Annotated in this window: 13 protein-coding genes; 8 read left to right on the top strand and 5 right to left on the bottom strand. The window is 42.2% G+C overall.

The genetic code is table 11. The annotated features are described in order from the left end of the window. From B2575_RS07815 to B2575_RS07800, 4 genes are all read right to left on the bottom strand, one after another. Positions 1 to 651, bottom strand: a 651-nt coding sequence (locus B2575_RS07815) for an FHA domain-containing protein (RefSeq protein ID WP_296241015.1), incomplete at its 3' end; no start/stop codon positions are given. Positions 652 to 774: 123 nt separating this feature from the next. Next, positions 775 to 1,629: an RsiV family protein gene (locus B2575_RS07810; protein ID WP_296241014.1), complete on the bottom strand. Its 855-nt coding sequence runs from the start codon at positions 1,627 to 1,629 to the stop codon at positions 775 to 777. 213 nt (positions 1,630 to 1,842) lie between these two features. Then, positions 1,843 to 3,438 (bottom strand): peptide chain release factor 3, encoded by a 1,596-nt coding sequence (locus B2575_RS07805; protein WP_296241011.1) that lies wholly within the window; start codon positions 3,436 to 3,438, stop codon positions 1,843 to 1,845. 188 nt (positions 3,439 to 3,626) lie between these two features. After that, the gene (locus B2575_RS07800; RefSeq protein ID WP_296241009.1) at positions 3,627 to 4,442 is read right to left on the bottom strand and encodes a hypothetical protein; all 816 of its coding nucleotides are present in this window, start codon (positions 4,440 to 4,442) and stop codon (positions 3,627 to 3,629) included. 331 nt (positions 4,443 to 4,773) lie between these two features. Between B2575_RS07800 and B2575_RS07795 the strand changes: the two genes are divergently transcribed. The 3 genes from B2575_RS07795 to B2575_RS07785 all read left to right on the top strand — a co-directional run bounded on the left by B2575_RS07795 (position 4,774) and on the right by B2575_RS07785 (position 9,289). Continuing rightward, a complete protein-coding gene (locus B2575_RS07795; RefSeq protein ID WP_060490459.1) occupies positions 4,774 to 5,187 on the top strand; it encodes an organic hydroperoxide resistance protein in 414 nt (137 codons plus the stop codon). Between the two features lie 197 nt (positions 5,188 to 5,384). After that, entirely contained in the window at positions 5,385 to 8,375 is a 2,991-nt protein-coding gene (gene polA / locus B2575_RS07790; protein WP_414707428.1) for a DNA polymerase I, read from the top strand. Positions 8,376 to 8,497: 122 nt separating this feature from the next. Continuing rightward, complete coding sequence (locus B2575_RS07785) at positions 8,498 to 9,289, top strand: WG repeat-containing protein (RefSeq protein ID WP_250163716.1); 792 nt, start codon at positions 8,498 to 8,500, stop codon at positions 9,287 to 9,289. Between the two features lie 37 nt (positions 9,290 to 9,326). Here the strand turns inward: B2575_RS07785 and B2575_RS07780 are convergent, their stop codons facing one another. Further along, on the bottom strand, positions 9,327 to 10,103 hold the full coding sequence (locus B2575_RS07780) for a hypothetical protein (RefSeq protein WP_296241006.1): 777 nt from the start codon (positions 10,101 to 10,103) through the stop codon (positions 9,327 to 9,329). 70 nt (positions 10,104 to 10,173) lie between these two features. Here B2575_RS07780 and B2575_RS07775 point away from each other — a divergent pair, with 70 nt between their 5' ends. The 5 genes from B2575_RS07775 to B2575_RS07755 all read left to right on the top strand — a co-directional run bounded on the left by B2575_RS07775 (position 10,174) and on the right by B2575_RS07755 (position 14,153). Beyond that, positions 10,174 to 10,614, top strand: a complete 441-nt coding sequence (locus B2575_RS07775; RefSeq protein WP_193007402.1) for a transposase family protein — start codon at positions 10,174 to 10,176, stop codon at positions 10,612 to 10,614. Between the two features lie 8 nt (positions 10,615 to 10,622). After that, complete coding sequence (locus B2575_RS07770) at positions 10,623 to 11,006, top strand: transposase family protein (RefSeq protein ID WP_244656536.1); 384 nt, start codon at positions 10,623 to 10,625, stop codon at positions 11,004 to 11,006. Positions 11,007 to 11,112: 106 nt separating this feature from the next. After that, the gene (locus tag B2575_RS07765; RefSeq protein ID WP_250163713.1) at positions 11,113 to 12,273 is read left to right on the top strand and encodes a hypothetical protein; all 1,161 of its coding nucleotides are present in this window, start codon (positions 11,113 to 11,115) and stop codon (positions 12,271 to 12,273) included. A 251-nt stretch (positions 12,274 to 12,524) separates the two neighbouring features. After that, positions 12,525 to 13,073, top strand: a complete 549-nt coding sequence (locus B2575_RS07760) for a hypothetical protein (protein WP_227697621.1) — start codon at positions 12,525 to 12,527, stop codon at positions 13,071 to 13,073. A 294-nt stretch (positions 13,074 to 13,367) separates the two neighbouring features. Further along, entirely contained in the window at positions 13,368 to 14,153 is a 786-nt protein-coding gene (locus tag B2575_RS07755; protein ID WP_198329684.1) for an SDR family NAD(P)-dependent oxidoreductase, read from the top strand. Positions 14,154 to 14,188: the final 35 nt, after the last annotated feature.

Below are 14,188 nucleotides of genomic sequence, written 5' to 3'. Positions count from 1 at the left end.
AATCGGCTCCTGTAAGACTGGTTCAACCGTTTCATTAACACTGGTCTCAGTTACCCCTACTGAGTCTGCTACTCTATCCGAGGCGCTATCAACAGGTACTGTCTTCACATCAGCTGTCACAGGCAGAATAGCTTCGACGCCCGTTTGCTTAACAATCGGCTCTTTTACTACTGATTCATGCACAACAGGTTCACTCACCGTCGAGTTTTCGACAGCCTGTATTTCGGCAGTCGTTTCAGCAGCCACTGTCTCAGTCTCAGCCACTGAACCCTCTACTGCTACGGGCGCTAATACATCAGTATCTGTAGCAGCAAGTGGCGCGTTCACCTGAAAGCTGAAACTGGCAAAGCCAATGGTATCATCTACCTGTAAAAGGCTCGATGTATTACCTTCGATACGCTGCTCGTTGATAAATGTGCCGTTCGATGAGTTTAAATCTTTGACATACAATCGACCATCTAAGATGCTTAACACCGCATGATTACGCGATACTTGCTTGCTACCAAGTACCACGTCATTGTCGCTGCCACGACCAACAGACAGGCTGTCATTGACCGTCAACGTTAGGTCACCAAGCGCTTCTGTTAATGCATTAAGTTGCCAAGTCTCTGTGTCGACTGTCGCCTTCATACTATCTGTATTGTTCGTCATGCGGTAACTCCTTATTCTTTTATTAAATTTCAAATGGTTTTAGATAAATCATTGCCAATTTTTTAAGAGATTTTACGATTTTTTTAATATAAACCGTAATAAGTTATGCAATGACCATCCGAACTATTTAGGTATAAAGTGCGGCTTTATGACACCGTCGAGCTTACTGTACGGAATACTAAGTACAGGCATACCATAAGCATATGGGCCGATAGCATAATGCTGATAACGAATATCGATGCCTTTGTCCGTCAGTGTCGCATTGTCACTTAAGGTAAATGGCCAGTTTTTCTCATAACTGCTGACATCGTCGTCAACCGTTTTAACCCAAGTTTTATAAGCATCATAAGCAAGCGCTTTAAAACGTGATTCCTTGCCTGATTGAAGCATATCCTCAAGCTTGATTTGTTTTTTGGTGCCAAGGTCAAATATCAAGTATTCGCTATAAGGCATGCCATGAGCGCCACCAGTAAAGACATAAGTATTGATTTCAAACAGTTCAAAATCACTGACATGACCCAAATACTCAGGCGTTACCATTAGGCTATAAGCCCATGAACCGCCCTCTGGCATATCTATAAACTGTGAGCTGGCAAAGTCATCAATGGCGGCTTTCACCATTGTCTGATTGACGTTCGTTTTGATAGGCGCAGATTCAGTCGGTTTACTATTGGCGACTAAATTATTAATACGCGCATTGGCGATATCATTGATCCAACCGTGATTGGTCTTCAGATATTTGATGTCAATTTCTGGACAATTATCGCGCTCAACACACTGTGCTTGCACTTTTTTAGGCAGCTCATATTCTAGATAATCCGTGCTACTGATGAGATTACCTGCATTTGCAGGCATCGCGATGCTACCTAGCAGTAAACTGCCGGCAAGCAGTCTCAGCAGACGACTACGACTTGCTGTCATCGATAAATGCGGATTCATTGTTGGCTTATTGATATCAATTTGATTCGCAGCGTTCATATATCCTCTTTCATAAACATAAGATGTTACTTGATATTCTACCGTAACAATGACGATGTATTGTAGGAACACTGTTTGTGTTTTTAGGGTTTTGCTGTCTCCTGCTAACGAATAGCTACCTACCCTCTCTCGTTTAATGCCTAAATCTAAGCTAATAAAAAAGACACGGCTGGCGTGTCTTAAAAGATAAACTAACTCATGAAATGATGAATTTTAATGCTCACGAGTATTGCTAAAAGTGACTTCTGGATAGCGATCTTGCATCAGCTGCAAGTTGACCCGTGATGGGGCAAGATACGTTAAATAACCACCGCCATCTAGCGACAATTGGTCATGAGCTTTGCGTTTAAATTTCGCTAATGCCACTTCATCATCACAATGAATCCAGCGTACGGTGGCAATCGATATCGGCTCAAAGATACACTGTACTTTGTACTCTTCTTTGAGACGATGCGCGACCACTTCAAACTGTAGTACACCAACCGCACCCAAGATTAAATCGTTATTAATCTGCGGCATAAAGACCTGTGTCGCGCCCTCTTCGCTTAGCTGCTGTAGCCCTTTTTGCAAGGCTTTCGATTTGAGCGGATCTTTTAGAATGACGCGGCGAAACAATTCAGGCGCGAAATGCGGAATACCCGTAAAGTTCAGCTCCTCGCCTTCCGTAAAACTGTCACCGATAGAGATGGTGCCGTGATTATGCAAACCGATGATATCACCCGGATACGCTTCTTCTAACGCTTCGCGGTCCCCTGCCAAAAAGGTCAGTGCATCGGCAATACGTACGTCTTTACCCAAACGTACATGCTTTAGCTTCATGCCTTTTTCATACTTGCCTGAACACACGCGTAAGAAGGCAATGCGATCACGATGGCGTGGGTCCATATTGGCCTGAATTTTAAAGACAAAACCACTAAAATCTGTTTCTGTTGCCGCTACTTCACGCTCATTGGTCGGATGCGACTTGGGTGGCGGTGCATATTTGATCAAGGTATCAAGTACCATGTTTACGCCAAAGTTGCCCAATGCTGTACCGAACAATACTGGCGTCATCTCGCCCGCTAAGAACGCCTCAACGCTAAATTCTTCTAACGCCATTTGTACCAACTCAAGTGACTCTTCGAAAGCATCAAACATCAATTGACCCAAACGCTCACGAATGTCCGGATAATCGTAGCCTTCGCGAGTCTCAGAGACTGTCATCTTGCCGCCATTACCTTTTTCATAAAGGTAGGTTTTGTTTTCGGTCAGATGGTAGACACCAACGAAATCTTGTCCCATACCGATAGGCCAAGTCACTGGAATACATTTAATTTTTAACACTGCCTCAATCTCGCTAAGCAACTCAAGCGGCTCACGAATTTGACGATCCAGCTTGTTGACAAATGAGATGATTGGCGTGTCGCGCATGCGGCAGACTTCCATCAGCTTGATGGTTCGCTCTTCGACCCCTTTAGCCCCATCGACCATCATCAGCGCGCTATCGACAGCGGTCAAGGTACGATAGGTATCTTCACTAAAATCGGCGTGACCCGGTGTATCCAATAGGTTGACCACATGGTCTTGATAAGGAAACTGCATGACAGAAGTGGTGATCGAGATACCACGCTCTTGCTCCATACTCATCCAATCTGATGTCGCATGGCGATCAGTTTTGCGGCCTTTGACCTCGCCTACTACCTGAATTGCCTGACCCCATAACAGTAACTTTTCAGTCATGGTGGTCTTACCTGCATCGGGATGCGAGATAATGGCGAAAGTACGGCGTTTAGCCACTTCTTTGTTTAATTTCTTTGGATCTACGCTCATAATTTTTGGCTTCAACCTTAACTTCAAAAAGGCTGTCTTTTAGACAGTAATCTAACTAAATAGAATAAATAATGAGCGTATTGTAGCGGATTTAGCGTCAAGGTGCAGAATTAGCGCATAAAAAAACACTCCCTAGATAGTCAAATAGAGAGTGTTGGTCAGTTTTTTAACATGATAAGTTTTTATGATTAATAGTAACGTTTGATTTGTGCGGCCAAGAAATCTCCTGCGACTTCATTGACTATCGTACAATCCACCACACCGCGAATACTGTTGGTATTCGGATTTATCACACCTTTGGCAACATAATTTGCTTCATAAATAGCATTTTTATCATCCGTGCTATCGTTATATTCGACACCATTGTACTGATAAGCAGGCTGATTCCGGTATTCAAAGAACGTCACTTGTGCCGCTTTTTGCTTATTGCCTATGCCTACACCAAACTCAGAGGTTCTGTAGCCTCTATCATCGCTAAAACGGTTTTCAGCTGCATCAATCCACTTATCGAGCGATGTATATCCCGTCTTGTTTTTGTCGTTAAAAGCTAAAAACGAGCGTTCGCTCTCAACTACTGGAATATAACAAACAGAGCCTATCGGAAACTCTGCATTAGCCGGAATCTTAGGATAATTATTTAAGTCGGTGAGAATACCGCGACTGTTATTTATGTTTGTACCAGCGCTATAACTGTTTGCCTGCAAGCCTGATAAGTTAAGCGTCTTATAATTGGTTTCGTAGTCTAGCTTGTTATTACTGTCTTTTTCATAGACAGGACGTTTGACAGTGCGGTTATCAACTTCAATATTCTTATTATCCAGTCGCCCTTCAAAATTGTCTGATAATACCGTTCTGTCCAAAGTATTCAAACCTTGATTACTATAATTATTAACGATATCTTTTATCTTGATTTCACGCTCACCAGTACGGTAGGTCTCATCGATGCGTGCAATAGCGCTATCTTTCGCTTGCTTATCATAGCTATTGTCAAAGCTGGTCAGCAAGGGTAAATGTTAGCAAAGAAAGTGCAATAGGTAACACTATTGATTTATTCATCGAATAAGACCTTTATTGGTTAGATTTTTTATCATCTATTTTGATAACTTTATTTTTTACAGCTATATTCCTATATTACATTAATACTTCTGTCACTTATAGCGATTAAGCTTTTCTTGCGATAGTTAAATGCAGCTAAAGATTCTACTAACAGTTCACTTACAAATCCACAGTATATACTTACGACTGACCTATATTGCCCATGCACTGGTTTGTTATGCTGAATCTCCTATCAAAATTTATTGCTTAAACATAAAAACTCACAACAAAGGATATGTTATGAAAACACTATATTCCACCAAAGCAACAGTTACTGGCGGCCGTACAGGTAATGCCAGTCTGCAAGACAGTGATTTGACGATTAATATGGTCGCGCCGGGTTCCAGTAAGGACGGTAATAATCCAGAGCAGTTATTTGCGATGGGCTATGCAGCTTGCTTTGATGGCGCACTTGCTGCGGTCAAAGGGGCAGAAAAAGCAAAGTTTGACTCTACCACTGAAGTATCCGTAGATTTAATGAAAGGTGAAGGCTTAGATTTTCAATTAGCCGTGAAAATTCATGTTACTGCTGAAAACACAGAGCTATCAGCGGATGAGTTCCAAAAGTTGGTCGAAAAAGCCAATAAAGTTTGCCCATATTCTAAAGCGACTCACGGTAATATCGATAGTGAAGTGACTTCAGAAGTGAGATAGATTTTTAACAATAACAATGTCGGCTTTATCTATAAGAGAACTCAGTGAATACTGGGTTCTTTTTTTATGAGCGTCTGTCAGCAGTATAAATATCATAACTATCGAGAAGTTCGGCAAGGTCTGATTTTATCGTTATAATGGAAGCATCGTTTTATCTGATATTGACTCTATCTGATACCTAATAATAAGTGACCTTTATGACTGACCATATGACCGACTCCTCCGTAGACAATAACCACAACTCGCATCAAGCGCTTGACCCTAAAGCCTTACCAAATTTTGATACCATGCCCAACGTAGCGACTATGGACACCAGTCACGTGGACAAAAATCAGCCACCTTTTATTTTGGTTGATGGCTCTTACTATCTGTTTCGCACGTATCACGCCTTGCCAAAAACCATGCAAAACTCGCAAGGGCTGATAACGAATGCCATCCGTGGCACGCTCAATGCGCTACTAAAACTGATGCGTCGATATCATCCTACTCACATGGCGGTCTGTTTTGATACCAAGTCACCCACTTTTCGCCATCATATGTCTGCTGATTATAAGGCGGCGCGTCCGCCCATCGACATAGAGCTGGTGGAGCAAATTCCTTATATCCATCGTTTGGTGACCGCGCTAGGTATCCCTTTATTACGCATCGAAGGTGCAGAAGCAGATGACATTATAGGCACACTGGCGCACCGTGCGGTCGAGCAAGGTCATCATGTGGTTATCTCAACCGGCGATAAAGACATGATGCAACTGGTCAATGACTGCGTCATATTGGAAGACAGCTTCACGGGCAAAGTAACAGACACCCAAGCGGTCATCGAAAAATTCGGTATTAATCCAAACCAAATGATTGATTTTTTAACCTTGATGGGCGACACCTCTGATGGCATCAAAGGCGTGCCCGGCATCGGTAAAAAGACGGCGAAAGACTTACTCGTTGAGTACGGTGATATCGACAATATGTTAAAGCATATTGGCTTTATTAAAGGACGCGGCGCTAAAGGCTTGATTGAGCATGCAGAGGAAATTCCATTCAATGCCAAACTGGCCACTATCGTCACAGACTTAGATATCGGTCAAGACTGGAATGATTTGAAAATCGATACCAATCCTTGTGCCCATATAGATGAATTGCGCGAGCTATATAGCGAGCTTGAGTTTAGAAATGAGCTTGCTTCTCTTGACCACCCAAACCATCCAGCCAATGCTAATGGGAACGGCGCACAAAGTGTTGCAAGTAGCCAAGCAGATGCAGAATCACAAGCACAAATCGCTAAGTCGCTACAATCAAGCAGTATTGAGAATGTCCAAAACGGCAAACAGCATGATAGAGCGTGGCACACCGTTTTAGATGAGCATGCGTTTGACAGTTTGATTGAATTATTAGAGTCTGCGCCGCACTTTGTCATTGATACCGAAACCACTAGCGTCCATTGGCGTCAAGCACAAATCGTCGGTTTGTCTTTTGCGGTACAAGCGCATGAAGCCTATTACATACCACTGACACATGCGCTAGAGGGTGACGAGCTGACGGCTAAACAGCTCGACCGTGATACCGTTTTAACACGTCTAAAACCTATTTTAGAAAACCCAAATATCGGTAAAATCGGTCAGCATTTAAAATACGATGCGCATATTCTCAGCCATTATGATATCGATTTATTGGGTAGCATTCATTCTCGTCCCAATAACTGGGCAATGGATACCATGCTTGCCAGCTACGTGATTAATGCCGCTATCACTCGTCATGGCATGGATGATTTGGCACGCCATTATCTACAAACGCAAACCATCAGCTATGAAGACGTTGCTGGTAAAGGCGCTAAGCAAGTCACCTTTGACCAAGTCGCCATCGATATCGCTAGCGACTATGCTTGTGAAGATGCTGACATTACTTATCAGCTATTTGAGGTATTCAGCGTTGAGCTGGCGAACGATGCCAATAATGCCAAATTGCTACACGAGCTAGAGATTCCAACGGCGGAGATACTCTGCCAGATGGAAGCAAACGGTATCTTAATCAAACGTCCATTTTTAAATGAGCTATCAAAGCGCTTCGACGAAGAAGTTATCGCGCTTGAAAAACAGGCTTATGAAATCTCTGGTGAAGAATTTAACTTAGGCTCACCTAAGCAGCTCGGCGAAATGTTATTTGAGAAACTCGGCGTTCCGGGCGGCAAAAAAACCAAATCCGGTCAATACTCTACTGGTGAAGCGGTATTATCAAAAATAGATCACCCATTGGTCGATATCACCTTAGAATATCGCGGTCTATCTAAGCTCAAAAGCACTTATACCGATGCGCTTGATAATGTCGCAGATTCTGAGACTGACCGCGTACATACCAGCTATCATCAAGCATTGACCAGTACTGGGCGTTTGTCTTCGACTGATCCCAATTTACAAAACATTCCGATTCGTACCGCGACTGGTCGCTTGATTCGCCAAGCCTTTATCGCACCAGAAGGTCGCGTTATTTTGGCGGCGGATTATTCACAAATTGAATTGCGTCTCATGGCACACTTTTCAGGAGACAAAACCCTCACGAATGCCTTTAACGAAGGGTTAGATATTCACGCTGCGACTGCTGCTGAAGTACTTGGCAAGGATGTTGCCGACGTAACCTCGACCGAGCGCCGTAATGCCAAAGCCATTAATTTTGGTTTGCTATACGGCATGAGCGCCTTTGGACTTGCCAAGCAACTACAAATGAGCCGCAATGAGGCACAAGATTATATCGATATGTATTTTGATCGCTATCCGGGTGTCAAAAACTATATGATCAATACTCGCGCCAGTGCTCATGAGCAAGGCTATGTCGAGACGATATTGGGTCGTAAGCTTTACACGCCTGATATCACTCATAGCAACCGCATGGTCAAACAAGGCGCTGAACGTGCTGCGATTAACGCGCCACTACAAGGCTCAGCGGCTGATTTAATTAAGCTGGCTATGATTGCCGTCGATAAAGTACTGCCAAAAGCGCACGCCAAAATGCTGCTACAAGTCCATGATGAACTGGTGTTTGAAGTGGATAGTGACAAGGTAGATGAGATTAGCCAACTCATTACCAATGCAATGCAAGACGTCTTAACGACCACTGCCGTTGAAAAAGGCTGGAATGTGGACTTTGCTGTGCCATTATTGGTTGAGACGGGTGCGGGCGAGAACTGGGATGAGGCGCATTAAGCGTTTTTGTAGAATAAAACAGCTCAAGACCTAACGTTTTTATTTTATAGGATATGGGCTGTTCTTTAGATTGCCCATATCATACCCAATCGATAGTATCTAATTCGTAGGAGCTGACGTTGATGACTAAGGATTCCGTTATCAAACAATTATCGACCACACTCATCCTAGCTTTTAGCTTGTCTTTAAGCAATTACGTAATAGCATGCGGATTATTGCCAGGATATAAGTTGTCGAAGGGAGTAAGTTGGGGTGAGCTATGTGACTTCAATGAAGGTTTAGCAAGTGCTCAGAAAGATGGGAAATATGGTTTTATTGATAAACAAGCCAATATCATCGTTCCATTCAGTTATAACTTTACTGCTGAGTTTTCTGATGGACTCGCCATCGTTAAAAAAAATGAACATCATGGATACATCAACAAAAAAAACCAAGTCATTATTCCGATAATATATGATGATGTCAGACCTTTTTCTGAAGGTAAGGCGGCTGTTGAATACGAGGGTAAATGGGGTGTTATTAATGATACTGGCGAACTTACTATTCCATATCAGTTTGACGAAATCAGGTATTTCTCAGAAGGACTAGCACCTGTAAGAAAGGATGAACTGTGGGGTTATATTAATAGCAGTGGAAAGACTGTTGTACCCTTAAACTATCTGAATGCTGATTCATTTCATAATGGCTTGGCAGTCGTGGCAAAAGAGAATGGTTATGGCATGATAAATAAAGATAATAAAATAATCGTCCCTACGGAGTATGACATGCCTATTTTCATTGATAATTATTACATAGATACTTTTAAGTTTTTGAAAGGCAATAATTTTTATTATTTTGATTCAAATGGTGATCGCTTAGCTGTTAGCAGCTATCTTGACACGATGCCTGAAGTGATACTCGATAGACAAAGATAAATACAGTAACCGCTAAAGATAATAAGAATTTTTCATCTTAACTTTTATCATCTGGCAAGTTAAACATCTGTGTCTGCTCGTTGAACTCTACAATAAAGCTATCTGTACCTTTATCCAGACTAGAGGGTATTGGCTCGTAGTTGTTATCATAAAGACCGTGTTCGTAATTGACAGTGACTTTTAAGGGATAAAAGCCTTGAGTCATAACCCCACCTGTATTGATACTAACATCACTTTCAGCTTCACCATATGACGGTTTACTCATAAGCTCATACGAATAATCTAAATCCAATCTTGCCACTTCTTCGACTTTACCACTTGTCATAGCAGCGTACATACTCCAAGAACAATTGGTTTGACCACCTGCACCGGAGCCACAAAACTTACCTACCCAACCGTACCTATCAGCACCCACTTCTCTTAAATCAAAATCTTTGAGCTGACTTCTACCCGCTCCGCCATTTTTTATATAAGGACTGCTTGCAGAGACGACCCAAGAATTGCCTAATTTATAAAGTATGAATAATCCGCCAAGTCCTGGTGTCACTCGTGCACCATCTTCCACCGTATCACCAGAAACCAATACATATAAAGTATCTACTCCCTCGATGTTTTTAAATTCATAATGCTTAGGAGCAAGGCAATAGATTTCTGAGCCGTCATCATATAAGGTACAACCACGCAACTTATCATAGCTTGAACTGTAATAAACACTCATAATTTTTTCAACAGCTTGCCTAGCATCAAGAGATATTTCAGCATGTGCTGAAGGCAAGACCATCAGAAACAAGCTTACAATGATTAAAACTTTCATATAATAGACCTCTTGCAAAAGTAGCAAAGAGATTTAATATAAGAAACACATCCACAACTGGCTAGGAACCATGCCAAACATAGATAAACTACTCAAAAAAAATGATGCAGGCTTTAAACGCTATACAGGCATTCATAAAGCGACCTTCCATGAAATGCTGGATGCTATGCAGCAATGTGAAGCACAAAAGACTAAATCAGGTAGACCAAGCGTGCTTAGTCTTGAAGAACAAATACTACTAGCACTTACTTATTGGCGTGAGTATCGAACGCTGTACCACATCAGTATGGACTTTGGCATTCATGAGTCGTCTGCCAGTCGTATCATTCGTAAAGTAGAAGATGTTCTTATTGATTCAGGCAAGTTTGAACTGCCTAAAAAGCTGCCTAGTAGAGTCGATGACGATATTAATTGGACAGTCGTCATCGTCGATGCCACTGAAACCCCAATTGAGCGTCCAAAAAAAACCAAAGAGAGTACTACAGCGGCAAGAAGAAACAACACACCTTAAAAGCGCAAGTGATCGTCCACTGGAAAACAGGCTTAATATTAGATATTCAAACGTCCAAAGGGTCAGTGCACGATTTTAAGCTGTATAAAGATACTTGTCCTGACTGGCTTCCTTGTGACACTAAACTATTAGCCGATAGTGGCTATCAGGGCATTGCAAAGTTACATGAACAAAGCTTCACCCCCTTTAAAAAGCCACGTGGTGGTCAGCTGTTAGCGCTCTGCAAACAAGCCAATCACTATCTGGCTAAGTTTCGTATTATGGTTGAGCACAAAATAGGCTTAATCAAGTTGTTCAAAATCGTGGCTCATAAGTATCGCAACCGTCGTCAGCGTTATGATCTTAGAATGAAGCTATTCGCCAGTGTTGTTAATTTCGAGCTTGGTTTATGACTTTTGCAAGAGGTCTAATAGCGCCTCTATATGTATGTGCTTAACGACTTATGGCATAATACTTTTGTTTGTCCTTTTTAGCTACCCAAAGTAATTGAAGCTCTCCATGATTAAACCAGCAAATTTCAACACCATTACCCTTTACACACTTGCCAGCTTAAGTTTATGCACGCAAGCATGGGCGGATACTACGTCTACCACAGAGCCGAAAGTCGAACCGCTAAAATCTGACACGGCTTCGTTATCTCATGATGCTAACTCTAATCGAGATGAAAACCTCAATCAATTTGGCTATCGACCTCAACCTACCGAAACATCTGCCGAGCAGTCTGCTCGATCAGTACAAGGAGCACAAAACTGGACGGACGAGCGCCGTGAAGAGGTCCAAGAACAGCTGCATGAATGGGCACAAAAAATGGACGGTTGGTTCGGCGAACCAGATCCCAAAAAACCTGCCAAAGCCAGTTTACGAGTTGTACTAGATACCCGCTGGGTCAACGATCCACAATCAGGCAGTGACGTGAGCGTTGAACCTAGGATTCGCGGCCGCTTACGATTGCCAGTATTAGAAAAAAGATTGAGCCTGATTATCGGTGATGAGGATTTGGATGAAGATACTTTCTTAAAACAGAATGTGACGGGCGATACTTACCAAGCAAATACCAGTAACCAAGACGGACTCGTCAACAGAAGAAAAACGCGAGAAGACAATGGTTCTATCGCCCTTCGTTGGTCACGTTTTAGTCATGAGGTTGAGCAGCAGTTAGGGGTCAAAACAGATATCGATGTCGGGGTTCGCTCGCTCGATGACTTATACGTAAAAGTGAGCGTCGATAAAGACTGGTATGACAGCAAAAAATGGACTGTCACTAGTGATAGTTACTATCGTTATGGACTCGATAGTGAGCACTATGCAAAAGGCGGGCTAAATCTGCAATATGGTACAAATGCTGACCAGTTCATCAATAATCGCACCGCCATCCGTTATCGCAATCAAGACAATGAAGAAAGCACAGACTGGAGCAACGACCTCAGACAAGTACACTACTTGGGCAATGAAAAACAGTTGGCTTATGGTGTCTCTACTGGCGGTTACTTTGACCATGCTAAATCAACATTAAACAGCTATGGCCCTGCTATAAGCTACCGCCAACCTGTCTGGCGAGAGTGGCTTTATGTACAAACAGAGCTAAATTATTACAATGATAAAACAGCGGATAAGGACCATTACCCGTCAGCATTATTACGGATGGAAGCGTTATTTTAACCCTACTATCTATTGAATTGGTTGTATCATCATAGGTATACATAGCCGATAGCAATGTGCACAACAAAGAGCATTTGTTTGCTTGTATTAACAATGACATATGACTCATTAGTTATATTAAATAACGTTATAGCGCTGACATTGGCGTTATAATAGCGGCTTATTGCGTTATATGTCATTGGATAATGTTCGGTCTAAAGTGAGCCTTTGTGCTCACTTTTTTTATTTTAAAAAATCAGGAGGTTTTTATTTTGAGTTCAGATGGCATCATCGAAATCCCTGGCATTATTATTTTATTCGCCTGTCTGCTACGTTGCGTGCAGTGTTTACTACAGCGCTCTGCCACAAATACGTTTAAACAGATTCGAGCTTTTTGGTTGGCAGCGGTGCTGGTATTCTTTGCTGTGATACGCCGTGAGTTAAATTATCTACCAGACTTATTGGTTCCCGCTGATTTTGTGTTGTTCAGCCATTCTTATGACTGGTGGGAAGACCTCATCCTGACCATCGTTTATGTGCTGATCGTTGGTTTATTGGCTTATTCATGGCGTTATCTTTGGGCAATATTAAAAAAAGTACCCGTTTCTTTGTATTTTAGCGTCGCTGCCTTGGCATTATTAGAATATATGGGCGAAAACGCCATTATGATTCCCGAAGCTTTTGGCGTCATTACAGAAGAGCTATCAGAGACTGCTATTTATGGCATTGCCTTGATTTATTTGTGGCGCTTAAACTTAAACGAGTACGACTGTCAAGCAGAAGAGACGAGCGAGCTGCATTGTCAAACGGCTTCACACTAACGCAGAGTGTCTCTGCTAACAGTGATAACTACTCGTTATATTAATCACCATGCGCTCTACATCAATAGTTATACTCTCTAGCAAAATACATTTAGACGAATTTGTTATACTATAGTCGGTTCAATTTAAAAACAGTACAAAGCAACCGAGTGTAGATGTATATTTAATACTTCAAGCGAGGCTAACGCAGTAATATTATTATAGTGGAATGACTATAATAATAAGTCCGAGGGATAAGCATCCTAATATACGACCTCGATTTACTCATGATTAATAACGATTAAGTCACTTATTATGAATATATTGATTACAGGCGCATCACGTGGTATCGGCTTGGCCACCGCCAAAAGGCTGGCGGAAAAAGGTCATCATATTGGGTTATTTGCGACCAATACTGCCACACTTGAAAGCGCCATTAAAGACAAATCTTTTAAGAAAGCCGTCAAACAACAGCGTGTTATCACAGGTCAGCTGGATGTCAACCAGCCTGATTCGTGGGACAATGCGATCAAGCAAATGATTGAACATTTCGGTGGTATTGATGCACTCATTAATAATGCTGGGGTGCTGGTCAGTGGCGCATTGCCAACGACCAATCTAGATGAGCAATTGGCTTTAATTGACGTCAACTGTAAAGGTGTTTTGATTGGCTGTCATAAACTGGCACCTTATCTAGCTGATAGCAAAGACGGCAAAATTATCAATGTGTCCTCTGCTTCTGCTATCTATGGTCAACCCGAAGTTGCGACTTATGCGGCCAGTAAGTTTTTTGTGCGAGGTCTCACAGAAGGCCTTAATATTGAGTACGAAAAATTGGGTATCAAGGTGATCGATGTGATGCCGCTGTGGGTCAAATCTGACATGACTGCCGATATCGAAGTGACCAGTATGGATCGCTTGGGCATCCATCTAACGGTCAACGATGTCGCCAAAACATTGTGTAAATTGACGACCAGTCCCAATCGTAAACTCAAAAGTACGCATTACTCTGTGGGCATGCCAGCAAAAATCTTTCAAGCAGTCTCGCAAGTCACGCCAGATTCTGTAATCCGCTGGGTCAATACCAAGGTTGGTGCTTAATAACAACATCGCCTATTCGTTATACTGTTGTTTAC

It is taken from the genome of Psychrobacter sp. UBA6739 (assembly GCF_002453835.1).
GTDB classification, from domain to species: Bacteria; Pseudomonadota; Gammaproteobacteria; order Pseudomonadales; family Moraxellaceae; genus Psychrobacter; species Psychrobacter immobilis_A.
The sequence above is the reverse complement of the archived record's forward strand: the minus strand, read 5'-3'. Positions and strand labels throughout refer to the sequence as shown.

Coding starts and splice junctions, on each gene's coding strand:
- B2575_RS07810 (WP_296241014.1), bottom strand. CDS start 1,629: ATGAACGCTGCGAATCAAATTGATATCAATAAGCCAACAATGAATCCG.
- B2575_RS07805 (WP_296241011.1), bottom strand. CDS start 3,438: ATGAGCGTAGATCCAAAGAAATTAAACAAAGAAGTGGCTAAACGCCGT.
- B2575_RS07795 (WP_060490459.1), top strand. CDS start 4,774: ATGAAAACACTATATTCCACCAAAGCAACAGTTACTGGCGGCCGTACA.
- polA (WP_414707428.1), top strand. CDS start 5,385: ATGACTGACCATATGACCGACTCCTCCGTAGACAATAACCACAACTCG.
- B2575_RS07785 (WP_250163716.1), top strand. CDS start 8,498: ATGACTAAGGATTCCGTTATCAAACAATTATCGACCACACTCATCCTA.
- B2575_RS07780 (WP_296241006.1), bottom strand. CDS start 10,103: ATGAAAGTTTTAATCATTGTAAGCTTGTTTCTGATGGTCTTGCCTTCA.
- B2575_RS07775 (WP_193007402.1), top strand. CDS start 10,174: ATGCCAAACATAGATAAACTACTCAAAAAAAATGATGCAGGCTTTAAA.
- B2575_RS07765 (WP_250163713.1), top strand. CDS start 11,113: ATGATTAAACCAGCAAATTTCAACACCATTACCCTTTACACACTTGCC.
- B2575_RS07755 (WP_198329684.1), top strand. CDS start 13,368: ATGAATATATTGATTACAGGCGCATCACGTGGTATCGGCTTGGCCACC.